The following is a 25,985-nucleotide window of genomic DNA, read 5'->3' as shown; positions in this document are numbered from 1 at the left end:
CCGAGATTACCTATTTCGTGCGGCCCAGGTCAGCTGGGTGGCCGGGAGACGCACTGCGCCGAGTACAGCTCCACGCCCAGCTTGTCCATCAACTCCAGCTGCGTCTCCAGGTAGTCGATGTGCTTTTCCTCGTCGGCGACGATGTCCTCGAAGAGGGTGGCGGTGGTGGAATCCTGCTTTTCCCGGCACAGGATGATGGCGGGCTTGAGCCGGTCCATCACCTCGTACTCGATGGCCAGGTCGGCCTCGAACTGCTCGCGCAACGTCTGGCCGATGCGCAGCGAGAAGAGGCGCTGGTAGTTCGGCAACCCGTCGAGCAACAGGATGCGGTCGGTGATCGACTCGGCGTGGCGCATCTCATCGAAGGACTCGGCACGGGTGTGCTCAGCTAACTCGGTGAACCCCCAGTTGTCCTGCATCTTGGAATGCAGAAAGTATTGGTTGATCGCGGTGAGCTCGCTCGTCAACTGTTCGTTGAGTAGACGCAAAACGTCCGGATCCCCTTGCATTTTCACTCCTACGGTGGCTGCGGCTGTCATGTTCGGCCGCGGTCGATGCGCTGGGCTGGAGCGCACAAACTTGGGCTGTACCAGCACTTTGCCACGGCCGCCGCAAATGTTCCAGCAAGGTTTGGCTGCACTCAGTGCGTTGCCGAAGTGACCTAGGTAACCCTTTATTAGGTTAGACTTCTCTAATCAAGTTAGGTTAGACTCCACTAATATGCGGCACGTTCGTTCGGCACCTTCGCCGGGACGCCCGAGGATACGGGAGGCCAGGCGCGGAGCTGACACGCGCTCGCATGACCGAGTCTTCGACCAGGGACATACCCGCATGCAGGGGGTGCGCTGATGTACGTGTGCCTGTGCGTCGGGGCCACCAGCCAGACCGTGTGCGACGTCGTGGCGCAGGGCGCATCGACATCCAAAGAAATCGCCGCGGCATGCGGGGCGGGCGGTGACTGCGGTCGCTGCCGGCGCACACTGCGGGCGATCCTCGCCGACTCGGCGAAATTAGAGACGGCGCCGTCGGCCTGACCCCGGACGCCGCATCAGCCGCTATCGAAACGCGTTTATCGAAACGCGTCAGCCCTTATTGAAATCAGCCAGCGCCGCTGCGTTGGCTTGCGCGCCCATGAGCTCGGCGAAGTGCGCGTTTTCCCGCGCGGTGGCCGCCGCAATCTCGGGGCGGACCGGTTCCATCATCGTGTGCTTGACGGCCATCAAACTCGAGATCGGCCGTGAGGCAAGGATTTCGGCATGGTGACGGGCCTGCGGCAGCAACTCGTCCGGTTCGCAGACACGCCAGATCAGACCCATCCGCAACGCCTCGCCGGCGTCGACCCATTCGGACGACATCAACAGCCAGGCGGCGTTCTGGCGGCCCACCAGCTGCGGCAGCAGATATGACGACGCCGCTTCCGGCGCTACGCCCAGGCTGGTGAACGGGCACTTCAAGCGGGCCGTCGACGACATGAAGGCCAGGTCGGCATAGCCGAGAATCGTGGCGCCAATCCCCACCCCGACGCCGTTCACCGCGCAGATCAGTGGCTTGGGAAACGCGCTGAGCGCCTTGACGAGCCCGATGAAGCCATGCTTGCCGGGGGTGAAGTCCGGGTCGGTGATGCGGGCCTGCATCTCGCCCAGGTCGGTACCGGCGCTGAAGCCACGACCCGCACCGGTCAGCAGGACGACGGCCACCTCGGGATCGTCGGCGGCGGCCAGCAGCGCCTCGGCGGTGGCGTCGTACAGGGCTTCGTTGAAGGCGTTGAGCGCCTCCGGCCGGTTCAGCGTGAGGGTGCGCACCCGCTTGTCGTCATCGATCTGCAGCGCCACCCCCGCAGCCTAAGCCCGCTCAACCGTTGCTGTAGACGCGGGTTGGGGCGACCAGCACCACGGCGCGTCGCTCCCGTGCCATCACCCGGTCGTACTCGTCCCAGTTGTCGTGGCTGCCGCCCGCGGCGGTGAACACGTCGCGCAGCAGCAACCGCAACCGATCGGCATCCGTCAGCCATGGCTGGGTGTCATCGGGCCCGACCAGCTCCGCGCGTCCCTCGACGGTCGCCCATTGCCACCCGTTGCGGAAGGTGACGGCCAACTGCGGCCGGGCACGCAGGTTAGCCAGCTTGACTCTGCCGTAGGTGGTAAACCCCAGAACCGGTTGACCATTCGCCGGGTGCGACAACAGGCCCACGTTGACCAGCGACGCCTGCACCGTCCCGTCACCGCGAACGGTGGATACCACCGCCAGTCCGCTTTCCGCCGCGGCCAATTCCGCGGCGTCGCGCAGCGTTGTCATCTGAACTCCTCATTGTGTGAATGGCGTGCTGATGAGGTAGCGGCTGGTCGGCACGGTGTCGATGTTCTCGTTGGCGCCAAATGCCGTCGTGCTGGCCACCATTCGTCCTAGCCTGTGCTGCAAATCGTTGTCGTCGGCGGCTCCGAAAAACGCCTGAAGATCGGTGATCGCCTCCGCGGGGAACAACTCCTCGACGATGCCGGCGATTCCCGGTGCGTCCGGCGTGAGCGCGCGCACCACCCAGTTCTGGGTGTAGCCGAACGTCGACTGCGTCTCGATGGCCACCGGCGTGTGGTCGCGTTGCCAACGGGTCAGCCACGTCGCCCGGTCCATGTCGGCGGGCCGGCGCAGCAACGCGATATTGGCCAAACCCGGTGTGCGGGCACCGAACTCGACGGCCGGCGCACTCAGCGGAACCGATTCGGTCACCAGATACGCGGCGAGCTGCTCGCACTCCTGGGCGAGCAACTCGAGCGCCGCCGTCAGCTGCTCGCCGTAGCACTGCTGGGTCCACATGCTCACCACCGCGGCGACCGGCGGGTCCAGCGTCGTGAGAGTCATCAACGACCGGCGCACGGCGTCGTCGCGAACATTGACCGACAGTCCGAGCACGCCCAGCCCCAGCAGCGCCTCGGCGACCGGGCCCCGCTGCCGGGCGCACCAGTCGTCGTCGGAGTCGGCGCGCATGAGCACCGCGATCACCTTTTCCATAGGGCGAACCTACCGCCGGCGGGCGTCGGGTAGGTCTACTTCACCAGCCGCACTTGGTGTTGGCTGCTGATCAACTTCCCGATGAGCCCGGCCAGCTGGCGGTAGGACTCGTCGCGGCCACTCGACGAGCGGTAGACCAAGCCGATCCGCCGCCCCGGGCGCGGCGCCGCGAACTGCGCAAGGCCCAGGCGGCTTCTCGAGGCCTCGACCGGCACGGCGCTCTGCGGAATCAGCGTCACACCCAAACCGCCTGTCACGCATTGGACCGCGGTCGCCAGTGACGCCGCCCTGGTGTTGGCCAGCTCCGCTCGCACCCCCGCCTTGTGGCAGACCTCCAGCGCCTGGTCGCGCAGGCAGTGCCCCTCGTCCAGCAGCAGCAGCGGCAGGTCGGCAAGCACCGTCGCAGGAACTCGACGCTTGCCCGCCAGCCGATGGCCGGGAGGCAGGGCGAGAACGAAATCCTCGTCGTAGATGGGAATCGCGCTGACCCCGGCGGTCGCGGCCGGCAGGGCGATCAATGCCGCGTCCAGTGCCCCCTCACGCAAGACCGCCAACAACCGTTCGGTCTGGTCTTCCGTCACCCGCAACGTCAGCCCCGGTAATTGCTCGGCGACCCCGGCCAGCACGGTCGGCAGCACGTAGGGCGCCACGGTGGGAATCAGCCCCAGCCGCATACCGGCCCGCAATGGATCCGAGGCGCCCGCGGCGGCTGCGGTGAATACGTCGGTCGCCTCGACGACGGCCTGGGCGCGCGGCAGCAGCTCCGCGCCTTCGGGTGTCAAGAAGACACGCCGTGTCGAGCGTTCTACGAGCCGGGTACCCAGGCCCGCCTCGAGTGCCGAGAGGGCCTGCGACAAGGTCGACTGGCTGACGCCGAGAGCGACTGCCGCACTACTGAATTGACGCTTTTCGGCCACCGCGACGAACGCGCGAAGCCCGGCTAGTGTCGGCTGATAAGTCTTATCGGTCATACCTATAAGTATAGTGGGAAGTATCACCTTTACTTCAAGAAGGGTACGCGGCAATATGGTGGGAAGACAGCTAATTTTGAGTTAATCCAGATAAGGAGCGGACATGCCTCTGCTAACCATCGGCGACCAGTTCCCCGACTACGAGCTCACTGCGCTGATCGCGGGCGACCTGTCCAAGGTCGACGCCAAGCAGCCTGACGACTACTTCACCACCATCACCAGCGAAGACCACGCCGGCAAGTGGCGCGTGGTGTTCTTCTGGCCGAAGGACTTCACCTTCGTGTGCCCGACCGAGATTGCCGCCTTCGGCAAGCTCAACGACGAGTTCGAGGACCGCGACGCTCAGGTTCTGGGCGCGTCCATCGACAGCGAGTTCGTGCACTTCAACTGGCGTGCCCAGCACGAGGACCTCAAGAACTTGCCCTTCCCGATGCTCTCGGACATCAAGCGGGAGCTGAGCCTGGCAACCGGTGTGCTCAACGCCGAGGGCGTGGCCGACCGGGCGACCTTCCTCGTGGACCCCAACAACGAGATCCAGTTCGTTTCGGTCACCGCGGGTTCCGTGGGCCGCAACGTCGAGGAAGTGCTGCGCGTTCTGGACGCCCTGCAATCCGACGAACTGTGCGCTTGCAACTGGCGCAAGGGTGACCCGACGCTGGACGCCACCGAGCTGCTCAAGCAGTCGGCCTGATTTGGACCCGATCGCATAAGGTCTCATGAGGAGGCGGGATGAGCGTAGAAAACCTCAAAGAAGCGCTGCCCGAGTACGCCAAGGACCTCAAGCTCAACCTGGGTTCGATCACTCGCACGACCGAGCTCAATGAGGAGCAGCTGTGGGGCACGCTGTTGGCGAGCGCCGCGGCCACCCGGAACGCGCAGGTGCTCAACGAGATTGGCACCGAGGCGGCCAACACCCTGTCCGCCGAGGCATACAACGCGGCGCTGGGAGCCGCATCGGTCATGGCCATGAACAATGTGTTCTACCGCGGCCGGGGCTTCCTCGATGGCAAGTACGACGACCTGCGCGCGGGATTGCGGATGAACATCATCGCCAATCCCGGCGTGGCGAAGGCGAACTTCGAGCTGTGGTGCTTTGCCGTGTCGTCGATCAACGGATGCCCGGATTGCGTGGCCTCGCATGAGCACACGCTGCGCGAAGCCGGTGTCAGCCGGGAAACCATCCAGGAGGCACTGAAGGCCGCGGCGATCGTTTCCGGCGTGGCCCAGGCGATTGTCGCTTCCCAGACGCTGGCAACCGTCGGCTGATCGTGCCGTCGTGACCGGTGCCGTGTCGGGACCCAGCTGGGTCCCGGACGCGATCTGGTGGCAGGTCTACCCCCTGGGGTTCGTGGGCGCGTTCCCCGTGCCGCAGTCAAACGAGCCGCCGCAACCGGACGAACACCGGTTGCGGCGGCTCGTCGACTGGTTCGACCACGCCATCGAACTCGGGGCATCCGGCATCGCGCTCGGCCCGATCTTCGCCTCGCGCACACACGGTTACGACACCACCGACCACTACCGCATCGATCCCCGACTCGGTGATGACGCCGATTTCGAACACCTCGTCGCCGAAGCGCACCGGCGCGGCCTGCGCGTGCTGCTCGACGGCGTGTTCAACCATGTCGGGGTGGATTTCCCGCGCTACCGGGAGGCGCCCGACGACGCCGCCGCCGCGCGGTGGTTCCGCGGACGTCCGGGACGCTTTCACACGTTCGAAGGCCACGACGGGCTGATCACCCTCAACCATGACAATCCCGAAGTCGTGGATTACACCGTCGAGGTGATGGCGCACTGGTTGGGGCGCGGCGCCGACGGCTGGCGTCTCGACGCGGCTTACGCGGTTCCGCAACGCTTCTGGGCGTCCACGCTGCCTCGGGTGCGCGAGCGGTATCCGGAGGCTTGGTTCGTCGGCGAACTCATCCACGGCGACTACGCCACCGTCGTCGAGGCCGCCACGTTCGACTCGGCCACCCAATACGAGTTGTGGAAGGCGATCTGGAGCAGCCTCAACGACGGCAACTTCTTCGAGTTGGATTGGGCGCTGCAGCGCCACAACGACTTTCTGCGCCGCTTCGCGCCACTGACGTTCATCGGCAATCACGACGTCACCCGCATCGCCAGCCGGCTGGGAAACCCCGCGCATGTGGCCCACGCGCTGGTGCTCCTGCTCACCATCGGCGGGGTGCCCTGCATCTACGCCGGCGACGAGCTCGGGTTTCACGGCGTCAAGGAAGAACGGTTTGGCGGTGACGACGTCGTGCGCCCGGAATTCAGCTCTCCCCCACTGCAACTGGATGACTTCGGTATCGAGGTCTGGGCGTTGCACCAGTACCTGGTCGGGTTGCGTCGGCGCCACCCGTGGCTGCATGCGGCATCCACCACCGCGTTGCGGCTGGAAAACCGGCACTACGTCTATGAGACGCGTAACGGCCACGATGCCCTGCTGGTGGTGCTCAACATCGACGGCGAACCGCTGCATGTTTCGTTGTCAGAGCTGGGCAGGGGGCGCGCACAGGTCATCGGCGGATCGGCGGTGCCGCCGCCAGAGGTGGTCGACGCACTGGTCGTGGACCCGCACGGCTGGCGAATTCTACGTCTGGCCTAGGGGCGATCGCGAGCGCGGTGTAGCCGGGTGAAGCGGGTCGTCCCCATCGGGCCTAGGGGCGATCGCGAGCGCGGTGTAGCCGGGTGAAGCGGGTCGTCCCCATCGGGCCTAGGGGCGATCGCGAGCGTGGTGTAGCCGGGTGAAGCGGGTCGTCCCCATCGGGCGTAGGCGCCCCAGGGTCAGCTCGTCCTGGCGGCCGTCGTAATACTTCTCGAGCACCGCGAGGAAGTCGCGGTTGTCGTCGCTGGCGCGGGCGAACAGCGTCATCGACGAGCGCAGCTTGAGGTCGTCGGGCGAGCCGAATATCTGTCCGATCGTTCGTCCTTGCACCGTGGTGACCAGCCGGGCGCATTCGCGCAGTCGCGGCCCCAGCAGTTCATGGCGCAGGTACGCGCGAGCTTCGTCCAGCGAGGAGATACCGTAGTGGACTGCGGTCGGGCTGCCGCCCAGACCGCGCAGCTGCGGGAAGACAAACCACATCCAGTGACTGCGCTTACGTCCGTCGCGGAGTTCGCCGACGACGTTGCCGTAGACCGGATCCTGCGCCTCCACAAAACGTTGGAGATCGAAGGGGTCGCCTGCCGATTCCATCTGACTACGGTTGCACACATGTCCTCCCAACGACGAGTGCCCACAGTGCGCGACCTCGCCCCGCTCATGCATTTCAAGCGGCCCGAGTTCAACGCGACCAAGCGCCGCCTCGCCGCCGCCTACACCATCGAGGATCTGCGGCGTATCGCCAAACGACGCACTCCGAAGGCGGCGTTCGACTACACCGACGGTGCCGCCGAAGACGAGCTGTCCCTCGAGCGTGCCCGACAAGCCTTCCGCGACATCGAATTTCATCCGACGATCCTGCGCGACGTCAGCAACGTGACTGCCGGATGGAATGTGTTCGGCCAACCGGTCGTCCTGCCGTTCGGGATCGCGCCCACCGGGTTCACCCGGCTGATGCACACCGAAGGCGAGATCGCCGGCGCGCAAGCGGCGGCCCGAGCAGGGATCCCGTTTTCCCTGTCCACGCTGGGCACCTGCGCGATCGAGGACCTGGTCACCGCCGTCCCGCAGGGCCGCAAGTGGTTTCAGCTCTACATGTGGCGCGACCGCGAACGCTCGATGGCGCTGGTGAAACGGGCCGCCGACGCCGGCTTCGACACCCTGCTGGCCACCGTCGACGTCCCGGTCTCCGGCGCGCGACTGCGCGACAACCGCAACGGGATGACGATCCCGCCCACGCTGACGCTGCGAACCGTACTGGACGCGGTGCCCCACCCCAGGTGGTGGTTCGATCTGTTGACCACCGAGCCGCTGGCGTTCGCGTCGCTGGACCGCTGGCCCGGCACCGTCGCCGAGTATCTGAGCACGATGTTCGACCCCAGCCTGACCTTCGATGACTTGGAGTGGATCAAGGAGCAATGGCCCGGCAAGCTCGTCGTGAAAGGGATCCAGACGCTTGACGATGCCCGCGCGGTCGTCGACCGCGGCGTCGACGGCATCGTGTTGTCCAACCACGGTGGGCGCCAACTGGACCGGGCCCCGGTGCCCTTCCACCTGCTGCCCACGGTGGCCCGCGAGCTGGGTCGGCACACCGAGATCCTGGTGGACACCGGCATCATGTCGGGCGCCGACATCGTCGCCGCGGTCGCGCTGGGGGCCCGGTGCACACTGGTCGGGCGGGCCTACCTGTACGGCCTGATGGCCGGCGGTGAGGCGGGGGTGAGCCGGGCGATCGACATCCTGCGCGAGGGCGTGACCCGCACGATGCGCCTGCTCGGAGTCACGTGCCTGGAGGAGCTGTCGCCCAAGCACGTCACGCAGCTGAAGCGGCTGGGCCCCATTTCGCCGCCGGTGTGAGGCCGGCCGCACCCTCGTTGCCCGGTGTGAGGCTGGCCGCACGCTCGTGACGGCCGCGGCTCACGGGAACAAACCGGCGCCCGGCTGGGTTAAGCGCATCAGACTCAACTTTTGGAGGATTTGATGGCTGAAGCCACATCGGTGCCGGTGTTAGTTGTCAACGACACCATCGTGCTGCCCGGAATGGTGGTGCCGATCGCGCTGGACGACGCTGCCCGCGCGGCGATCGACGCCGCCCAGGCCAGTGAATCGGGACAGCTGCTGATCGCCCCTCGGCTCGAGGACCGCTATCCATCGCACGGCGTGATCGCGAAGATTCTGCAGGTCGGACGGGTCGCCGGTGGTGGCACCGCCGCGGTGGTGCGCGGTGAGCGCAGGGTCCAGATCGGGGCGGGCGCATCTGGTCCCGGAGCGGCGCTGTGGGTCGAGGTGACCGAGGTCCCCGAGACCGAGACCACCGAGGAGATCACGGCCCTGGCGGCGGAGTACAAGAAGCTGCTGCTGGCCATGCTGCAACGCCGTGAGGCCTGGGAGATCATCGATTACGTCAACAGGCTGTCCGATCCGTCGGCGCTGGCGGACACCTCCGGGTACGCCTCCTACCTGACCAACGTGCAGAAGCGGCAACTGCTGGAGACCGTCGATGTCGCCGATCGGCTGCGTGTGCTGATCGACTGGACCAGCGACCACCTCGCCGAGGTCGAGGTCAGCGACAAGATCGCCGAAGACGTGCGCGAGGGCATGGAGAAGACGCAGAAGGAGTTCCTGCTGCGCCAGCAGCTGGCCGCCATCCGCAAGGAACTCGGCGAGGGCGAGCCGGACGGATCAGATGACTACCGCACCCGCGTCGAGGCGGCCGACCTACCCGAGACGGTGCGCGACGCCGCGTTGCGCGAAGTCGGCAAACTGGAACGCTCCAGCGACCAGAGCCCGGAAAGCGGCTGGATTCGCACGTGGCTGGACACCGTGCTCGACCTGCCCTGGAACGTCAAGACCGACGACGCCACCGACCTCAAGGCCGCGCGGGAAGTCCTGGACGCCGATCACCACGGGCTGGAAGACGTCAAGGACCGCATCGTCGAATACCTGGCCGTGCGGGCCCGTCGCGCCCAGCGCGGACTGCAGGTGGTCGGCGGCCGCGGCTCCGGCGCGGTGATGGTCCTGGCCGGTCCCCCCGGCGTCGGCAAGACGTCGCTGGGTGAAAGCGTGGCCCGCGCGTTGGGCCGCAAATTCGTGCGCGTCGCCCTGGGCGGAGTGCGCGACGAGGCCGAGATCCGCGGGCACCGTCGTACCTATGTGGGCGCGTTGCCGGGCCGGATCGTGCGTGCGATCGGCGAGGCGGGATCGATGAATCCCGTTGTGCTGCTGGACGAAATCGACAAGGTCGGTTCCGACTACCGCGGCGACCCGAGCGCTGCGCTGCTCGAGGTGCTCGACCCGGCGCAGAACCACACCTTCCGTGACCACTACCTGGATCTGGACCTGGACCTGTCCGATGTGGTGTTCCTGGCCACCGCCAACGTGATCGAGAACATCCCGTCGGCCCTGCTGGACCGCATGGAGCTGGTGGCTATCGACGGCTACACCGAGGACGACAAGGTCGCCATCGCGCGGGATTACCTGCTGCCCCGGCAGCGCGAGCGGGCGGCGCTGACCGAGGACGACGTCGCGGTCACCGATGCCGCGTTGCGCAAGATCGCCGCCGACTACACCCGCGAGCCGGGTGTGCGACAGTTCGAACGGTTGCTGGCCAAGGCGCTGCGCAAGGCGACCACCAAGCTGGCCTCTGAAACGGACGGGGATCCCGAAGCGCTGAGGATCGACGAGCCGGATCTGGTTGACTACCTGGGCCGTCCGCGCTTCATGCCGGAGTCGGCCGAGCGCACCGCCGTGCCCGGCGTGGCCACCGGCCTGGCCGTGACGGGCCTGGGCGGTGACGTGCTCTACATCGAGGCCGGCGCCACCGACGGTGAGGCGGGTCTGCAACTGACCGGTCAGCTGGGCGACGTGATGAAGGAGTCGGCGCAGATCGCGCTGTCCTACGTGCGGTCACACGCTCGCGAACTCGGCGTCGACCCCAAGGCGCTGGACCGGCGCATCCACGTGCACGTGCCCGCCGGCGCTGTGCCCAAGGACGGCCCGTCGGCCGGTGTCACCATGGTGACCGCCCTGGTGTCCATGGCCACCGGCCGCCAGGTCCGCTCCGACGTCGGCATGACCGGCGAGGTCACGCTGAACGGTCGGGTGTTGCCCATCGGCGGGGTGAAGCAGAAGCTGCTGGCGGCCCAACGTGCCGGACTGTCAACGGTCTTCATTCCGTCGCGCAACGAGCCGGATCTCGACGACGTGCCCGCCGAGGTGCTCGAGGCGCTGGACGTGCGGCCGATGACCGACGTCGCCGAGATCGTGGCCCAGGCGCTGGAGCCTGGGGCCGCCGCCGCCGCGGTGGCCGCCTGATGCCGCTGGGCACCTGATACTGAGCACCGTTGAACCCATGTTCAGTCACGCCTGACGTGATGCCCCGGGGTGGTTGAGAAGTTTTGGCCTCCCCCGGGGACGGGTACGCGATAGCGCAGAGGGAAGACCGCCGAGGGGGGATGACCTCTATCCGACGTCGAAAAGGCGTGGGTGACGAACAACAAATCACTGCTGCGAGGCCGCCGGATGGCAGCCAAGCGGCTCGATAAGGAGTTCATCATGAGGTTGAACAGAATCGCTGCTAGCGCCGTAGTTGCAGGTGCTCTGACGTCCGGTGCGCTCGGAATTGGTGCCGGCTTGGCGCAAGCCGATCCGAATGGGCCGAATGTGCCGGGACCGGTGCCTGGCCCGAATATGCCGGGACCGGGGCCGTTGCCGGGCCAGAATGTGCCGGGCCCGGGGCCGTTGCCGGGGCAGGGGGTACCAATTTGTAACGCCGGACCCGGCGTCAACTGCATCGGTCCGGGCACCCCGCTTCCGCCGGGGCAGCGCGGATTCCCGCCGCCGGGCCACTACAACGATCCGATCGGGTACGGGTATCCCGCCAACTGGATGCCGCCAGGCCAACCGGGCGAATACCCAGTCGTATTTAACCCGGCCGTAAACCAGTGGGGCGTTTTCCTGCCCGGCGGTCAATTCGTCGCCTACGCGACCTAACCGGCACGACGAGACAGCCGCCGCTCACCCGCGGCGGCTGTTCTCGTGCGGCAGAATCGCGAGATATGACTGACATCCGGGATCTGAAACGGCAAGTGGTTCATCGAGTTCAACGGATGGTGGTGAACCCCGTGGGCCGGCAGCTGCCGGTGACGATGCTCGAGACCATCGGCCGCAAGTCGGGACAGCCGCGGCGCACCGCGGTGGGCGGGCGTGTCGTGAACAACCAGTTCTGGATGGTCTCCGAGCACGGAGAGCGTTCCGATTACGTCCGAAACATCAAGGCCAACCCCGCCGTCCGGGTGCGCCTCGGCGGTCGGTGGGCAAACGGAACCGCTCACCTGCTGCCCGACGACGACCCACGGCAGCGGCTGGGCAACCTGCCCAAGCTCAACAGCGCGGCGGTGCGTCTGATGGGTAGCGATCTGCTGACCATCCGAGTGGATCTGGACTGACACCGCCGCGTGTGTCGGCGGCCGGCCTTAAGGTCGGGCATGGCCTACGACGAAGACCTGGCCAACCGGATCCGCGAACTCCTCGGATCTCAGCCGGGCATCGAGGAAAAGCGCATGTTCGGCGGTCTGGCGTTTCTGGTCAACGGCAACATGTCGGTGGCTGTGAGCGGCCAGGGCGGGCTGCTGGTGCGGGTGCCGCCGGAGGACACCGAAAAACTCGTCGAGCGCGCCCACGTCAGCCCGATGGTGATGGCCGGGCGGGAAGCCCGGGGCTGGTTGCGTGTCGAGGCGGCCGGGGTGCGAACCAAGCGCCAGCTGCACGGTTGGGTCACCCGCGGGGTCGGCCACGCGCGCGGCCTGCCGCCCAAATAGCCCAAATAGCCCAAATAGCGAGCGCCGTTTGCCCCGGCACCGTCGGGGTACGCGGTGCGATATGGACAATCGCGACCGACGGCTGCGACGACTGCTCGACGTTGCCGGCACGACGTATGCGGCGCAGGCGCGCATCACGATGAGCGACAAGCCGATGCCGCTGTTCCAGCTTCTGGTGCTGTGCATGCTCGCCAGCAAGCCGATCGATGCGGCCATCGCCATGGGCGCCGCGCGCGAACTCTTCAAGGCGGGCCTGCGGACTCCCAAATCCGTGCTGGCATCGGATCGCCAAACCATGATCGACGCCTTCGGGCGCGCGCGCTACGTGCGTTACGACGAGAGCTCGGCCACCCGGCTCACCGACATGGCCGAACGCCTTCGCGACGACTACTCCGGTGATCTGCGTGAATCGGCCGATCGCAGTGGGCGCGACGTGGCAGCGGTGAAACGGATGCTCAAGAAGTTCAAGGGCATCGGTGATACCGGCGCCGACATCTACCTGCGCGAGGTTCAGGACGTGTGGACGTGGGTGCGGCCCTATTTCGATGACCGGGCCACCGGCACCGCCAAGCGATTGGGCTTGCCCGCCGAACCGGCGGAGCTGAGAACCCTTGCGCCGAAGGCCAATGCGCGGCTGGCCGCCGCCCTGGTCAGGGCGTCGCTGGACAACGACGTGCGTCAGCAGGTGACCGGCTGAGCGCCCAGTGGTCATACGCATCGGTACCTCGGGGTGGTCGTACAGCCACTGGATCAATGTGCTGTACCCGCCGGGAACCCCGTCGGGGCGCCGGCTCGCCCGCTACGCCGAGGTGTTCGACACGGTCGAACTGAACGCCAGTTTCTACCGGTGGCCGCAGGATTCGACGTTCGAGGGCTGGCGCGATCAACTGCCGGACGGCTTCACCATGTCGGTCAAGGCGCATCGCGGATTGACGCACTACCGCCGGTTGGCCTCACCCGAACCGTGGATCGAGCGATTCGAACGCTGTTGGCAACTCCTGGGTGATCGCCACGGAGTGCTGCTGGTGCAGTTGCACCCCGAACAACAGCGCGACGACACGCGCCTGGACACGTTCCTCGAGCGCATGCCCGGATCGATCCGCGTCGCCGTCGAACTCCGTCACCCGTCGTGGAATGACCCCGCGGTGTTCGAGATATTGAAACGCCATCGCGCCGCGTATGTGGTGATGAGTGGCCTCGGGCTCCACTGCGTCCCCCGGACGACGACGGACCTGGTGTACATCCGGATGCACGGCCCGGATCCGGACGCGGACTACGCCGGCTCCTACCCGGCCGACGACTTGCGGTGCTGGGCCGATCGGATCGCCCAGTGGGATGCCGAAGGAAAGGACGTGTGGATGTATTTCAACAACGACCTGGGCGGCCACGCGGTCCGCAACGCACTCGACCTGCGCGAGCTGTTGAGGTGAGCGCTCAAGTAGGCTGAAGCTTCGACAGAACGGAGCACCCACCATGGCCAGCTCGACCGGTTTCGTCATCATCGGCGGCGGACTCGCCGCAGCTAAAGCCGTAGAAGCATTGCGCGACAATAAATTTGATGGACACATCACTGTGTTCGCCGAGGAGGAGCATCTGCCCTACGAGCGGCCCCCGCTGTCCAAGGAGTATCTGGCCGGTAAAAAGTCGTTGACCGATTTCACCGTGCAGAACTCCGACTGGTATCGGGACAACAACATCGACTTACGGCTCAAGACGCGGGTGACCACCCTGGATGCCGCCGGCCACACCGTGGGGTTGCTCGACGGCACCACCGTCCCGTACGACAAGCTCTTGCTGGCGACGGGATCGGCCTCGCGGCGCCCACCGATACCGGGATCGGACTCCAGCGGCGTGCATTACCTGCGCACCTACGAAGACGCCGCGGCCCTGGATGCTGTTCTGACCGAGGGGGCTTCGCTCGCGGTCGTCGGTGCCGGGTGGATCGGGCTGGAAGTGGCCGCGAGTGCGCGCCAGCGGGGCGTGGAGGTCACCGCGGTGGAAGCCGCCAAACAGCCGCTGATGGCCGCGCTGGGTGAGACCGTCGGCGAGGTGTTCGCCACCCTGCATCGCGAGCACGGGGTGGATCTGAGGCTCGAGACACAGGTCGAGGAGATCACCCGGACCGATGGCTCGGCGACCGGCGTGCGGACCCGGGACGGGGCGACGATCACCGCCGACGCCGTGCTGGTGGCCGTCGGAGCCAAGCCCAACATCGAGCTCGCCGAACAAGCCGGGTTGTCCCTGGGTGACGGCGGGGTGCTGGTCGACGCGTCGTTGCGCACCAGCGATCCCGACATCTATGCGGTCGGCGACATCGCCGCCGCCGAACATCCGCTGTTCGGTACCCGCATCCGCACCGAGCACTGGGCCAACGCGCTCAAGCAGCCGGCCGTGGCGGTGGCTGGGATGCTCGGCACGCCAGGCGAATACGCGGAGCTGCCCTATTTCTTCACCGACCAATACGACCTCGGCATGGAATACGTCGGCCACGCCCCCAGCTTCGAGCGAGTGGTGTTTCGCGGCGACGTCGCCGGCCGCGAATTCGTCGCGTTCTGGCTCGACGGCGACAACCGGGTGCTGGCCGGAATGAACGTCAACATCTGGGACGTGCTCGACGACGTCAAGGCGCTGATCAACTCCAGGGTTTCCGTCGACGCCGACAAACTGGCCGACCCGCAGTCACCCCTGGGTGAGCTGCTCGGCTGAGCCGTCGCCGGCGGCGGGCTCGGCGTCCGAGCCGTCAGCGCCGTGCGGAATGGGCGCCCACGTCCCGTCGATGACGTCCGGTGGTCGTTGCGCCTGCAAGCGTTCGCGTTCGGTGCGGCGGCGTTTGATCCGCAGCCGCGCATCGCCCGGCATGGTGACCAGTTCATTGCATGTCAAGTAGTGCATGTCGTCGACGGCATCGATCAGGTCCGCCTCGACTCGCAGGGACCCCAACGCCCGCAACGTCATTCGCATCTCGTGCGTGAACCGCATCGTGGTGTCGTGGGCCAGCTCCCGTGAACCGCGGGCGTTGGCGGCCAGCCGCTCGGCCAGCGTGACCGGCGCGGGTTCCTGGGGGGCGGCTGCGGCGGCGGCGGTCAGCAACATCGTCGGGTCGTCGGCGAATGTCTTGCTGGCCAGCTCGGCCTCGCCCGGGCCGCGGTGTCCGATCCGTGCGACGACGGCATCCACGGCGGCAGCGGTCTTCGGGGACAGCGCACGAATGCTCGCGAGGTTGCCCTCGGCGGCCAGCGCGCGCAACGGTGGGTCGGCCCGCAACGCCGACGCCAACTCGGCCGTCTCCGCAGCGACGAACCCGCTGTCGGTGATCATGCCCAGCCCGGGCACGCTGCGCCCCGCCTGGCTGCGGACCAGCGCTGCGGCTGCGACACCGGTGTCGATCAACCAGAGCGCGTTGAGGATCCAGCCTTGGTGAATGCGGTCGCGCAACAGCCGGAGCCGAACCTCCAGAGCGGCTTCCGGCAGCAGCGCCAGTTGAGCGGCATCAACGTGCTCCGCGCCCGCGGCGGCGCAATACGCCCGGGTGTTCGCCCGCAGGTGACGCAAGAGGGCAACCGATCGTCCCGCGGCGACCGCCTTGGCGACCGAACCAAGCGCTCCCGCCGTCATTGCCGGCTCGCCGAACGGTAGTGGATCCCCGACCTGAGGCTGGCCGGCAAGCGCGTCGCGGGTGACGGCTTCCTGGTCCCAGCCGGGCAGCTGACTGGCCGCGACCATGTTGACCGACACCCCGACGTAGGGGCGGTGGCCGAACACCGCGATGGCCCTGCTGCCCCATTCGGCGTCGGCCGCGCCGCCGAGCGCGAGCGCCTGTCCCAATACCCGGCTCGCAGTGCGCAATCCGCTCAATTGCACGTCCAGCGTGATCGGGGTGAGCGGTCCGGGCAGCGCGTCGGCCAGTGCGGTGCCGCTGAAGACCGGGAACCGCGGATCGATCTGGTCGTCGAATTCGCCTTCCATGCCGTCCGGCGCGGCGGTGTGCACGTCGTCGTCGCCGGCCGGCCGCCGAGGGTGCGGCAGCACCTCGACGGGCAGCGCAAGCTGACCGCCGTGATTGATCGCGCCGGCGCTATCGAGCCGGCGACCGACGAGTCCACGCGCGGTGTCGGCGACCGCGTCAAGCGCGTGCCAGCCGTATTCGAACATCCAATCCTCTTGTGCCGCAGCAACATCGAATTCCGGTATCAGCTGCGCCCAGCTGCGAACCCGGCGCAGCCGGGAACGCGGGTCGGCGGCGCGCAACACCCGCCAGGCGGTGACCATGTTGACGGTGTCCGGACTGGCGAGGTCCACCACACCGGTGCGGTCGGTGTTCAGCGACAAGACCAAAAAGCGCATCAGGTCGTCGAGGTGCAGCACGCGCATGGGCTGCGCCGAGACCTTGGTGCGCAACAGCGTGGCCACGGTACGGCACACCATCCAGTCGAGTTGACGACCGACCGGCGGTGCGATCCGGATGACCGCGGTCGGCCCCCAACTCGAGGACACCAGTTCATCGGCCGGTCGATACAGCTCGGGCCGGCCGGTGGCCTGCGACACGAACAACAGACGGGAACCGGCGCGGGCGGCCGCATCGGTCACCCGCGCGAGCCCGTCCATGCCGGCGCTGCCGGGCGCGGTCGGATCGATGGGGGCCAGGTGGATGACCGCGTCGGCCTCGTCGGTGAGCTCTCGCAAGACGGGGTCGCGCAGCGATGCGCAAACAAACTCGACGTTGCCGTCCAGGCAGGCGTGCGGGAGTTCAGCAATGCCGCTGACCGTGTGCCCGGCAGCGATGAGCTGCCCAGCGACCAGCCGCCCGAGTGCGCCGGTGGCGTCGGTAACCAGGATGTGCACCTGGCCTCACCTCCCCCAACCCTCAGCACTCAACAATAGGCAAGTTGACATGGGCTACGCGACCGTTACCCCACGATCGGCGCACCGGCCCGGCGTCATGCCCAGGGACGGGGCTACTGCAGCGTCGCGCTGCCGTCCGCGGCGACGGCAACCTTGGCGCCACCGATATCTTCCCGCACCGATGCCTGTACCGCGGCGCCATCAGTGACCACGGCCAGGGCGCGCGACCCATCGGGTGTGCGCACGGCCAGAAAGGCCTTCTCCGGCGCTCCCTCGCGGTCGTACGGTGTCGTCCAGGCTTCGACCGTGCCAACGCCTTCCCACGCGACCACCGCGTCGGTCGTCGGCTCCCGATCGACGGCTGGTTGCGTGTCCTCCCAACGAAATTCGGCGGGCGGCTCGGTGCTGTAGACGCCGAAGCTGTGCTTGGCCAGGTAGCCGCCGTTGGCGGTGACCAGACCGCGCTTGCCGGGATTGGCCACCAGCAACTCTGCCATAGTGGCAATCGAATGCATCACGTAGTTGCTCCACGGGCCGCCCGCGAACGTCAGCCCGCCGGTCACGGTCAGCGGCCGGGCGGGGTCGTCGACCCTCAATCCGAGTTCGGCCGCCGCCACTTGGACCGCGGAGGGAAAGCATGAGTACAGGTCCACGTAATCGACGTCGTCGATGCCCAGGCCGGCCAGCTCGAGCACGCGCGCACCGGCGATCCGGATCGCCGCGGACCGGTGCAGTTCGTGACGCTCGGCGATGGACGGTGTGTCGTGCGCGTCGGTGCCCGCGTGCGGGTACACCCACCGCTGCGCCGGGATCCGCAGCCTTCTCGCCTGTTCGACCGAGGTCAGAACGAGCGCCGCGCCCTGGTCAACCATGTTGTTGGAGTTCATCAGCTTGGTGTAGGGCCAGCTGATCATCCGGTTCTGCGGGCCGGCCCGGCGGAGGTCGTCGGCGGTCGACGGCTTGCGGATCCATGCGTGCGGGTTGTCCACCGCCACGGCGTTGAACCGTGCCCACAGCTCCCCGATGCTCTTGAGGTGGTCGTCGATCGACTCGTCGTTCGCCACGCGCAGCGCCTGCTCGAACAGGGGGTAGACGTAGGCCGGCCGGTCGAGCTGGATCCTGATCTCGGCGTCACCGGCCATCGGGACGTCGTCGCCGCTGACCTCGGCCATCGGGACGGAGCGGTCCTGCTCGGTCCACACCAGTCTGGCGCCTTTGGCCCGCAGGCCCCGCCGGGTGCGCCAGGTTTCGGCGCCGGCCAGCAGCACGACCCCCGCGCGGCCGCGCTGGATGTCCAGGCATGCTTGGTTGAGCAGCGATTGCGGCACGTTGCCGCCGACCGGGCTGTACAGCGTGGTGAAGCCGGAGGCGCCGATTCGCTGGCCGAGCAACAGGCCGGGATCCCGATACTGGGCCGACAGGATGTTGACCACCCGGATCGAGTCGACCGCCTCGATCACCGCGGCGCCGGCGGCCCGCTCGACCGCGGCTGCCATCAGGTCGATGGGCTCGACGGACCGCTTCGCCGGATCGATGTCATCGTGATGGTTGACCTGGCCATAGCCGATCAAAACCGGGGTCCTGGGGTCAACGGTCATACGACGAATTTATCGGACCCCGAGTGTGCGGCTGGCCGCACACTCGGGCGCGAGCGTGCGGCTGGCCGCACATTCGGGCGATGGGGGTGGCTCAGGCGTCGTCGGTCGCGCCGAACAGCACACGGTCGTCGATCAGTCGCTGGATGTCGGCGGTGTTCATTCCCAGCACGTTTCGGCAGATCTCGACGGTGTCCTGCCCGGGCCGAGGCGCCGGGGCCTGCCGCGCCGGCGGAATGTGGCGGTACGGCGCCGGTCCCGTCTCGGCCGGCAGCGGATTCTCGATCAGCGGATGAGTCATGGGGCTGTACACGTTGCGCGCGATCAGCTGCGCGTCCTCGAGTATCTCAGGTGGGCGGTTCATCGGCCCGGCCGGAACTCCGGCCGACTGCAACAGTTCGGCGGCCCGCAGCGGGGTGCGGGTGCGCGTCCAGGCGGAGACCAGTCCCACCAACTCGCCACGGTGGGCCAGCCGCGCTTCGCCGGTGGCGAAGCGCGGGTCCTCCGCCCAGTCGAGGTGGTCAAAAACCGATGTGGCACGGCACCATTCGTCATCCGACCGGATCGAGATGACGCACCATTCGTCGTCACCGGCACAGGGGCAGACCGCGTGCAGGCCGGTGTCCTCGCGGATCTGGGCGATGCCCGCGGACAGGGCGGCTTGCGTGACATAGAGCGTGTCGAGCTGATTGACCACGACTTCGGCCTGCGAGATGTGGACGTGCGCTCCCCTGCCGGCCCGGTCGCGGTGGATCAGCGCGGCGAGCGCCGCGATCGCGGTGACCCGGCCCACCACGTGGTCGGGGAACACCGTCGTCGCGTCGTAAAACGCGTGCCGGGCCCCGTCGGCCTCGTCCTCCGCGCCGTCGGACGTCCAGAGCCGGGTGACACCGGTCGTGGCGCGTACCAGCGGGCCGTAACCCAACCGCGCGCTCCACGGCCCCGCGTCGCCGAACGCGCTGCTTTCGGCGAGCACGATCCGCGGGTTGATGGCGCGTAGCTCATCATAGGAAAACCCCAGTGCGGCAAGGGTCCCCGGTTTGAAGTTGGCGAAAACCGCGTCCGCCTCGGCGACCAGCCGGCCGAAGATCTTCTTGCCCTCCGCGCTGCGCAGATCCAGCCCCAATCCCCGATTGTTGCGGTGCGTCCAGGCGAAGGACTCGCTCATGGCCTCACCGACGCGGGCCTGCCGCAATCCGTCGGGGTAATCGGCGCTTTCGACTTTGATCACGTCGGCGCCCAGATCGGCGAACAACCGGCTCAGCTCACCACCGGCCACGATGATGCCCAGATCCAAAATCCGCAGTCCCGCAAAGGGATAGTCGCCGAGCCGGCCCGAGGTGGACGGCACCACCGAGGGATTGCCACGCCAGCACGGTTCGTCGTACCCCGCGGCGGGCACCGGTGTGCGAAAACCCGCGCGCCGGCCGTCGACCACGAAATATCCGGTCGGCACGCTGGTGCGCACGCCGGGTACGAGCTCGACGTCGGTGATCGCGCCCACCGCCTGGAAATGTTCGGACCCCAGGATCCGCGGCGGCGTCAGCACCGCGGCGATGGGCACCCCGTGCGCCTGTCCGGCGGCCACCAAATCCTTCATGGCCTCATCGGCGAAGAGTGTCTGCAGTAGCTCGCTGATCTGCGGCCAGGCCGCAAAGCGCGCGCCGATCACGTCGTATTTGGGGTCTTGAAAGTCTTCCGGCTCCCCCAGCCAGCGCCGCAGTCCGCGCCACTGCCGCGGCGCCATCACGCACAGCCGGACGTAGCCGTCCCGGCACGGATAGATCGGGTAGGCATCCTGGTTCTTCGGTCGACCCCGCCACCGCCCGGTGCGCCGGGTGCCGGCGGCGGCCTGCCCGTGCGCACCGAAGGCCGGGTCGAGGGCCATGACGACGGCATCGAACCACGAGAAGTCGATGTAATCGCCTGTGCCGCAACGCAGTCGGTTGTAGTACGCGGCGAGTGCGGCCCACGCCGCCTGGACGGCCGCGGTGGCCGAAGCGATGCCGTCCGGCGGCAGCACCGGGGTGCCGGTGGCGGGGCCGGACCGCGACAGCGCGCCACACATCGCGTACAGCACCGGATCCGTTGCGCGCCAAGTGGACCGCGGGCCGGTCGCACCGAAGTCGGTGATCGAGAGCACCACCAGGTGCGCGTAGCGGGCGGCCAGCTCCTCGCCGGAGGTTCCGAACATGGCGCCGCGCTCGTCGGAGCCGGCGTCCACGACGATGTCGGCCTGCGCGGCCAGGTCCAGGAAGCGGGCACAGTCCTCGTCGTCGAACGGATCGAGCACCGCACTGCGCTTGTTGGCGTTGTGCACGGCGAACGGGATGCTGGCACCGCGCAGCGTCGGCAGGGCGTCGCGTCCGAGGCAGCCGCCCGGCGGTTCCACCTTCAGGACATCGGCACCCAGGTCGGCAAACAGTCGGGTCACCGCGTCGGCGGCGCCGCTCGACAAGTCGAGGACGCGCACGGCATCAAGCAACCCGTCGGCCATCTGCACACCGTACCTGCCTGGTCAGGGCGCTGCATGGTGAGCGTTCACCCGCCCGACCGGGCGACGCAGCGGCCAAAAGGCCGGGTGGGCAAGCGGATTCGGCGCCCACCCGCTCGGCTCGGGCCGAACGCTCAGTCGGGGACCCGCGTCGGCGCGGCGTGGGCTATCGTCACAGGCCGACCGCGACCTGTCGTCCGATGGAGGCATCCCCTATGACCGCGCACCTGAGCTACGTCGAGGCCGTGGTGGTCGGCGCGTTCCAAGGCGTCACCGAGCTGTTCCCGGTCTCGAGCCTGGGGCACGCGGTGTTGGTGCCGGCGCTCGTGGGCGGGCGATGGGCCCAGGATCTCAGCGTCTCGGCTCCCCACTCGCCCTATCTGGCGTTCATCGTGGGCCTGCATGTGGCCACCGCCGCCGCCCTGCTGCTCTTCTTCTGGCGTGACTGGGTGCGCATCCTGGCGGGGTTCTTCTCCTCACTGCGGTATCGCCGGATCCAGACACCCGGCGAACGGTTGGCCTGGCTGATCGTGGTGGGCACCATCCCGGTAGGTCTGGCCGGCCTGGCGCTGGAGCAGCTGTTCCGCACCACGCTGGGCAAGCCCTTCCCGGCGGCCGCCTTCCTGTTGCTCAACGGCGTCGCCCTGTATGTGGGTGAGGTGCTCCGGCGCCGCATCGCGCCCGCGCCCGGACCGGGCCAGCCCGCGGTGGCCGACGCCGAGCTCGAACACGGCGACGAGGCCTCGGATCTTCGGCTCGCCCAACTCCCGCTGTCCCGCGGCCTGGTGATCGGCGCCGCGCAGATCCTTGCCCTGTTCCCCGGCATCAGCCGTTCGGGGATCACCATCGTGGCGGGCCTGTGGCGCGGCCTGTCGCACGAGGATGCGGCCCGCTTCTCCTTCCTGCTCGCGACACCGATCATCCTGGCCGCCGGGGTGTACAAGATCCCCGAACTCTTCGGGCCGCTGGGCGCCGGCATCGGTGGCCAGGTGCTGGCCGGCAGCGTCGCTTCGTTCGTCTGCGCCTACCTCGCCGTGCGCTTCCTCACCCGGTACTTCCAGACCCGGACGCTGACCCCGTTCGCGATCTACTGCGCCCTGGCCGGTGGCGCCAGCCTGGTGTGGCTGGCCGTGCGCTGAACCGGTGCTGTATCGGGCCTGAGCCCTTCCGCGGGAGCGCTGGCCACCGAAGGTTGTTGCGCGGTGGAACTTCGAGTGCTGTGCTTACCGGGTTGTCTAGTTGACACCCGTCAAGAATCGGGAGGGGACCGAACATGGCAGACACGGCTTCCATTGGCCTCAAGGTCCGCGGAAGGGTCGTCGTCATCACCGGCGGCGCCCGGGGAATCGGGCTGGCCACCGCGACCGCACTGCATAAGCTGGGCGCCAAGGTCGCGATCGGCGACGTCGACGAGGTGCGGGTGAAGGAGTCCGGCGCCGACCTGGGCCTCGACGTCTACGGGAAACTCGACGTCACCGACCCGCACTCCTTCTCGGACTTCCTGGACGAGGTCGAACGCCGGCTCGGCCCGATCGACGTGCTGATCAACAACGCCGGCATCATGCCGGTCGGCCGCATCGTCGACGAGCCGGACGCGGTCACCCGGCGGATTCTGGACATCAACGTCTACGGCGTGATGCTGGGCAGCAAGCTGGCGGCACAACGCATGGTGCCCCGCGGCAAGGGGCATGTCATCAACGTCGCGTCGCTGGCCGGTGAGCTCTACATCGTCGGTTTGGCCACCTATTGCGCCAGCAAGCACGCGGTGGTCGCGTTCACCGATTCGGCCCGCCTGGAGTACCGCTCGGCCGGGGTGAACTTCTCCATGGTGTTGCCGACGTTCGTCAACACCGAGCTGGTCGCCGGGACGCCCGGGATGAAGGGCTTCCGCAACGCCGAGCCCGCCGAGATCGCCGACGCGATCGTCAAGCTGGTGGCCCACCCGAAGCCGCGGGTGCGGATCACCAAGGCGGCGGGCGCGATGGTGGTGTCCCAGAAGTTCTGGCCGCGCCGGATCGCCGAGGGGCTCAACCGGATGCTCGGCGGCGACCACGTCTTCACCGACGACGTCGACGCCGAAAAGCGCCAGGCGTACGAAGCCCGCGCCCGCGGCGAAGAATAGCCGCGCGCGAACATTGTTCACCGAAGGCGCGGACAATCGGCCGGGTGAGCCTAGAAACCCGAACCACCGCGCCCGCTGGATCTCCGCTCTCCGACGACGAATTGGCCCTGATCGACGAGTATTGGCGCGCCGCCAATTATTTATCGGTCGGGCAGATCTATCTGCTGGATAACCCGCTGCTCACCGAGCCGCTGACGACCGATCACATCAAACCGCGGTTGCTGGGGCATTGGGGCACCACCCCCGGGCTCAACCTCGTCTACGCGCACCTGAACCGGATTATCCGCAACCGTGACGCCGACGTCATCTACGTGACCGGGCCGGGTCATGGTGGCCCCGGGCTGGTCGCCAACGCCTACCTCGAAGGCACCTACAGCGAGGTGTACACCGGCATCGAGGAGGACGCCGAAGGGCTGCGGAAGCTGTTCCGGCAGTTCTCCTTCCCCGGCGGCATCCCCAGCCACGTCGCGGCCCAGACGCCGGGATCCATCCACGAGGGCGGTGAGCTCGGCTACGCGCTGGTGCACGCCTTCGGCGCCGCCCTGGACAACCCGCATCTGGTGGTGGCCTGCGTCGTCGGTGACGGCGAGGCCGAAACCGGGCCCCTGGCCGCCAGCTGGCACTCCAACAAGTTCCTCAACCCGGTCACCGACGGCGCCGTGCTGCCCATCCTGGCCCTCAACGGCTACAAGATCGCCAACCCCACGGTGCTGGCCCGCATCCCGCACACCGAACTCGAAGCGCTGCTGCGCGGCTACGGCTACCGGCCGATCACGGTCGCTGGTGACGACCCGGCCGACGTGCACCGGCAGTTGGCCGCCGCCCTCGACGACGCCTTCGACGACATCACGGGCATCCAGAGCGCGGCGCGCGCCGGCAACGAGGTGCAGCGGCCGGTGTGGCCGATGATCGTGCTGCGCACCCCGAAGGGCTGGACCGGGCCAAAGATGGTGGACGGCAAGAAGGTTGAGGGCACCTGGCGCTCGCACCAGGTCCCGCTGTCCCAGACGCACGACAATCCCGAACACCGCGCCCAGCTCGAAGAGTGGCTGCGCAGCTACCGGCCCGAGCAGCTTTTCGACGATGACGGCAGGCTGCGGGCCGAGCTGCGGGCGCTGGCGCCCACCGGTGATCGGCGGATGAGCGCCAACCCGCACGCCAACGGCGGGCTGTTGCTGCACGACCTCGACCTGCCGAACTTCCGCGACTACGCCGTGGCGGTCGAGCGGCCGGCGGCCGTCACACACGAGGCCACCCGGGTGCTCGGCACATTCTTGCGCGACGTGATCGCCCGCAACCGGGACCGGTTCCGGCTCATGGGTCCGGACGAAACCGCCTCCAACCGGCTCGACGCCGTCTACGGATCGACCGACAAGGTATGGCTGTCCGAGATCGACCCCGACGACGAGCACCTGGCGCCCGACGGCCGCGTGATGGAGGTGCTGTCCGAACACCTGTGCCAAGGCTGGCTGGAAGGTTACCTGCTGACCGGGCGGCACGGCCTGTTCAACTGCTACGAGGCGTTCGTCCACATCGTCGACTCGATGATGAACCAGCACGCGAAGTGGCTTGCCACCAGCCGCGAACTGCCGTGGCGGCGACCGGTGGCGTCGTTGAACTACCTGCTCAGCTCGCATGTTTGGCGCCAGGACCACAACGGCGCGTCGCATCAGGATCCCGGATTCATCGACCTGGTCGCCAACAAACGGCCGGAGGTGATGCGGGTGTACCTGCCGCCGGACGGCAACACACTGCTCTCGGTGGCCGATCACTGCCTGCGCAGCCGCGACTACATCAACGTCATCGTCGCCGGCAAGCAGCCCGCGCTGGCGTATCTCGACATTGACCAAGCCATCGCGCACTGCACCCGCGGCCTGGGCATCTGGGAATGGGCGAGCACGGCTACCGACGAACCCGACGTGGTGCTGGCGTGCGCCGGGGACATCCCGACGCTGGAGACGCTGGCCGCCGCCGACATCCTGCGGTCCGAGCTGCCGGAGCTGGCCGTCCGGGTGGTCAACGTCGTCGACCTGATGCGGTTGCAGCCGGATTCGGAGCACCCGCACGGCTTGCCGGACCGCGAGTTCGACGCGCTGTTCACCCGCGACCGGCCGGTCATCTTCGCCTACCACGGCTATCCGTGGCTGATCCATCGACTCACCTACCGCCGCACCAACCACGCGCATATGCACGTGCGGGGGTTCAAGGAACGCGGCACCACGACGACGCCCTTCGACATGGTGATGCTCAACGACCTGGACCGCTTCCATCTGGTCATCGACGTCATCGACCGGGTCGACGGATTGGCCAGTCGCGCCGCCATGCTGCGGCAGCGCATGGCCGACGCCCGTCTCGCCGCGCGGATGTACACCCGCGAGCATGGTGAGGACGACCCGGCGATCTCGGGGTGGACCTGGGAGGTGAGCGAGCAGAACGAGCGTGGTGAGTGATGCGAGGGAGTCGACCCCTCTGACGTGGGAGGTGAGCGAGCAGAACGAGCGTGGTGAGTGATGCGAGGGAGTCGACCCCTCTGA

24 protein-coding genes are annotated in these 25,985 nt (G+C 67.7%); 15 read left to right on the top strand and 9 right to left on the bottom strand.

The features are described from left to right. Positions 1-29 precede the first annotated feature (29 nt). On the bottom strand, positions 30-509 hold the full coding sequence (gene bfr / locus EPN51_RS13765; RefSeq protein ID WP_293043451.1) for a bacterioferritin: 480 nt from the start codon (positions 507-509) through the stop codon (positions 30-32). 339 nt (positions 510-848) lie between these two features. On the opposite strand from bfr, the gene EPN51_RS13760 reads away from it, so the two are divergent. Next, complete coding sequence (locus EPN51_RS13760) at positions 849-1,034, top strand: (2Fe-2S)-binding protein (protein ID WP_064934839.1); 186 nt, start codon at positions 849-851, stop codon at positions 1,032-1,034. Positions 1,035-1,082: 48 nt separating this feature from the next. Here the strand turns inward: EPN51_RS13760 and EPN51_RS13755 are convergent, their stop codons facing one another. From EPN51_RS13755 to EPN51_RS13740, 4 genes are read right to left on the bottom strand one after another with little or no spacing between them, the layout of a single operon-like run. After that, a complete protein-coding gene (locus tag EPN51_RS13755; RefSeq protein ID WP_293043444.1) occupies positions 1,083-1,832 on the bottom strand; it encodes an enoyl-CoA hydratase-related protein in 750 nt (249 codons plus the stop codon). A gap of 19 nt (positions 1,833-1,851) precedes the next feature. Continuing rightward, a complete protein-coding gene (locus EPN51_RS13750; RefSeq protein ID WP_293043442.1) occupies positions 1,852-2,295 on the bottom strand; it encodes a TIGR03618 family F420-dependent PPOX class oxidoreductase in 444 nt (147 codons plus the stop codon). A gap of 9 nt (positions 2,296-2,304) precedes the next feature. Further along, a complete protein-coding gene (locus EPN51_RS13745) occupies positions 2,305-3,006 on the bottom strand; it encodes an EthD domain-containing protein (protein WP_293043441.1) in 702 nt (233 codons plus the stop codon). Positions 3,007-3,041: 35 nt separating this feature from the next. Continuing rightward, positions 3,042-3,977: a hydrogen peroxide-inducible genes activator gene (locus EPN51_RS13740; RefSeq protein ID WP_293043439.1), complete on the bottom strand. Its 936-nt coding sequence runs from the start codon at positions 3,975-3,977 to the stop codon at positions 3,042-3,044. A 103-nt stretch (positions 3,978-4,080) separates the two neighbouring features. On the opposite strand from EPN51_RS13740, the gene EPN51_RS13735 reads away from it, so the two are divergent. Genes EPN51_RS13735 through EPN51_RS13725 form a run of 3 tightly spaced genes read left to right on the top strand, consistent with a single transcriptional unit; the run spans position 4,081 to position 6,582 of the window. Then, on the top strand, positions 4,081-4,668 hold the full coding sequence (locus EPN51_RS13735; RefSeq protein ID WP_293043437.1) for a peroxiredoxin: 588 nt from the start codon (positions 4,081-4,083) through the stop codon (positions 4,666-4,668). A 38-nt stretch (positions 4,669-4,706) separates the two neighbouring features. Next, positions 4,707-5,243, top strand: coding sequence for an alkyl hydroperoxide reductase (locus EPN51_RS13730; RefSeq protein ID WP_293043435.1), 537 nt, complete (start codon positions 4,707-4,709; stop codon positions 5,241-5,243). Between the two features lie 22 nt (positions 5,244-5,265). Further along, positions 5,266-6,582: an alpha-amylase family glycosyl hydrolase gene (locus EPN51_RS13725; protein ID WP_293044043.1), complete on the top strand. Its 1,317-nt coding sequence runs from the start codon at positions 5,266-5,268 to the stop codon at positions 6,580-6,582. A gap of 108 nt (positions 6,583-6,690) precedes the next feature. Here the strand turns inward: EPN51_RS13725 and EPN51_RS13720 are convergent, their stop codons facing one another. After that, a complete protein-coding gene (locus tag EPN51_RS13720; RefSeq protein ID WP_293043433.1) occupies positions 6,691-7,173 on the bottom strand; it encodes a DUF1810 domain-containing protein in 483 nt (160 codons plus the stop codon). Positions 7,174-7,191: 18 nt separating this feature from the next. On the opposite strand from EPN51_RS13720, the gene EPN51_RS13715 reads away from it, so the two are divergent. The 8 genes from EPN51_RS13715 to EPN51_RS13680 all read left to right on the top strand — a co-directional run bounded on the left by EPN51_RS13715 (position 7,192) and on the right by EPN51_RS13680 (position 15,104). Continuing rightward, complete coding sequence (locus tag EPN51_RS13715) at positions 7,192-8,436, top strand: alpha-hydroxy acid oxidase (RefSeq protein WP_293043431.1); 1,245 nt, start codon at positions 7,192-7,194, stop codon at positions 8,434-8,436. 123 nt (positions 8,437-8,559) lie between these two features. Next, positions 8,560-10,893, top strand: a complete 2,334-nt coding sequence (lon, locus tag EPN51_RS13710; protein ID WP_293043429.1) for an endopeptidase La — start codon at positions 8,560-8,562, stop codon at positions 10,891-10,893. Positions 10,894-11,253: 360 nt separating this feature from the next. Next, a complete protein-coding gene (locus EPN51_RS13705) occupies positions 11,254-11,571 on the top strand; it encodes a hypothetical protein (protein WP_293043427.1) in 318 nt (105 codons plus the stop codon). A gap of 65 nt (positions 11,572-11,636) precedes the next feature. Next, positions 11,637-12,026: a nitroreductase family deazaflavin-dependent oxidoreductase gene (locus EPN51_RS13700; protein WP_293043425.1), complete on the top strand. Its 390-nt coding sequence runs from the start codon at positions 11,637-11,639 to the stop codon at positions 12,024-12,026. A gap of 39 nt (positions 12,027-12,065) precedes the next feature. Next, positions 12,066-12,398 carry a TfoX/Sxy family protein gene (locus tag EPN51_RS13695; protein WP_293043423.1) on the top strand — a complete coding sequence of 111 codons (333 nt, stop codon included), beginning with the start codon at positions 12,066-12,068 and terminating at the stop codon, positions 12,396-12,398. Between the two features lie 61 nt (positions 12,399-12,459). After that, positions 12,460-13,095 (top strand): endonuclease, encoded by a 636-nt coding sequence (locus tag EPN51_RS13690; protein WP_293043421.1) that lies wholly within the window; start codon positions 12,460-12,462, stop codon positions 13,093-13,095. A gap of 7 nt (positions 13,096-13,102) precedes the next feature. Further along, positions 13,103-13,828, top strand: coding sequence for a DUF72 domain-containing protein (locus EPN51_RS13685; RefSeq protein WP_293043419.1), 726 nt, complete (start codon positions 13,103-13,105; stop codon positions 13,826-13,828). A 43-nt stretch (positions 13,829-13,871) separates the two neighbouring features. Next, a complete protein-coding gene (locus EPN51_RS13680) occupies positions 13,872-15,104 on the top strand; it encodes an FAD-dependent oxidoreductase (RefSeq protein WP_293043417.1) in 1,233 nt (410 codons plus the stop codon). On the opposite strand, the gene EPN51_RS13675 is transcribed toward EPN51_RS13680, so the two are convergent. The 3 genes from EPN51_RS13675 to EPN51_RS13665 all read right to left on the bottom strand — a co-directional run bounded on the left by EPN51_RS13675 (position 15,078) and on the right by EPN51_RS13665 (position 21,338). Further along, on the bottom strand, positions 15,078-17,240 hold the full coding sequence (locus EPN51_RS13675; RefSeq protein ID WP_293043415.1) for an NAD-dependent epimerase/dehydratase family protein: 2,163 nt from the start codon (positions 17,238-17,240) through the stop codon (positions 15,078-15,080). The two genes, EPN51_RS13680 and EPN51_RS13675, sit on opposite strands and share 27 nt — an antisense overlap. Before the next feature lie 113 nt (positions 17,241-17,353). Then, positions 17,354-18,838: an acetyl-CoA acetyltransferase gene (locus tag EPN51_RS13670; protein WP_293043413.1), complete on the bottom strand. Its 1,485-nt coding sequence runs from the start codon at positions 18,836-18,838 to the stop codon at positions 17,354-17,356. A gap of 91 nt (positions 18,839-18,929) precedes the next feature. Beyond that, on the bottom strand, positions 18,930-21,338 hold the full coding sequence (locus tag EPN51_RS13665) for a CoA transferase (protein WP_293043411.1): 2,409 nt from the start codon (positions 21,336-21,338) through the stop codon (positions 18,930-18,932). A 206-nt stretch (positions 21,339-21,544) separates the two neighbouring features. On the opposite strand from EPN51_RS13665, the gene EPN51_RS13660 reads away from it, so the two are divergent. From EPN51_RS13660 to EPN51_RS13650, 3 genes are all read left to right on the top strand, one after another. Then, a complete protein-coding gene (locus EPN51_RS13660; protein ID WP_293043409.1) occupies positions 21,545-22,468 on the top strand; it encodes an undecaprenyl-diphosphate phosphatase in 924 nt (307 codons plus the stop codon). 134 nt (positions 22,469-22,602) lie between these two features. Next, the gene (locus tag EPN51_RS13655) at positions 22,603-23,451 is read left to right on the top strand and encodes an SDR family oxidoreductase (RefSeq protein WP_293043407.1); all 849 of its coding nucleotides are present in this window, start codon (positions 22,603-22,605) and stop codon (positions 23,449-23,451) included. A 44-nt stretch (positions 23,452-23,495) separates the two neighbouring features. Continuing rightward, complete coding sequence (locus tag EPN51_RS13650; RefSeq protein WP_293043405.1) at positions 23,496-25,901, top strand: phosphoketolase; 2,406 nt, start codon at positions 23,496-23,498, stop codon at positions 25,899-25,901. The last annotated feature ends 84 nt before the right edge of the window (positions 25,902-25,985 follow it).

It is taken from the genome of Mycobacterium sp. (assembly GCF_004298145.1).
Lineage (GTDB): Bacteria > Actinomycetota > Actinomycetes > Mycobacteriales > Mycobacteriaceae > Mycobacterium.
The sequence above is the reverse complement of the archived record's forward strand: the minus strand, read 5'-3'. Positions and strand labels throughout refer to the sequence as shown.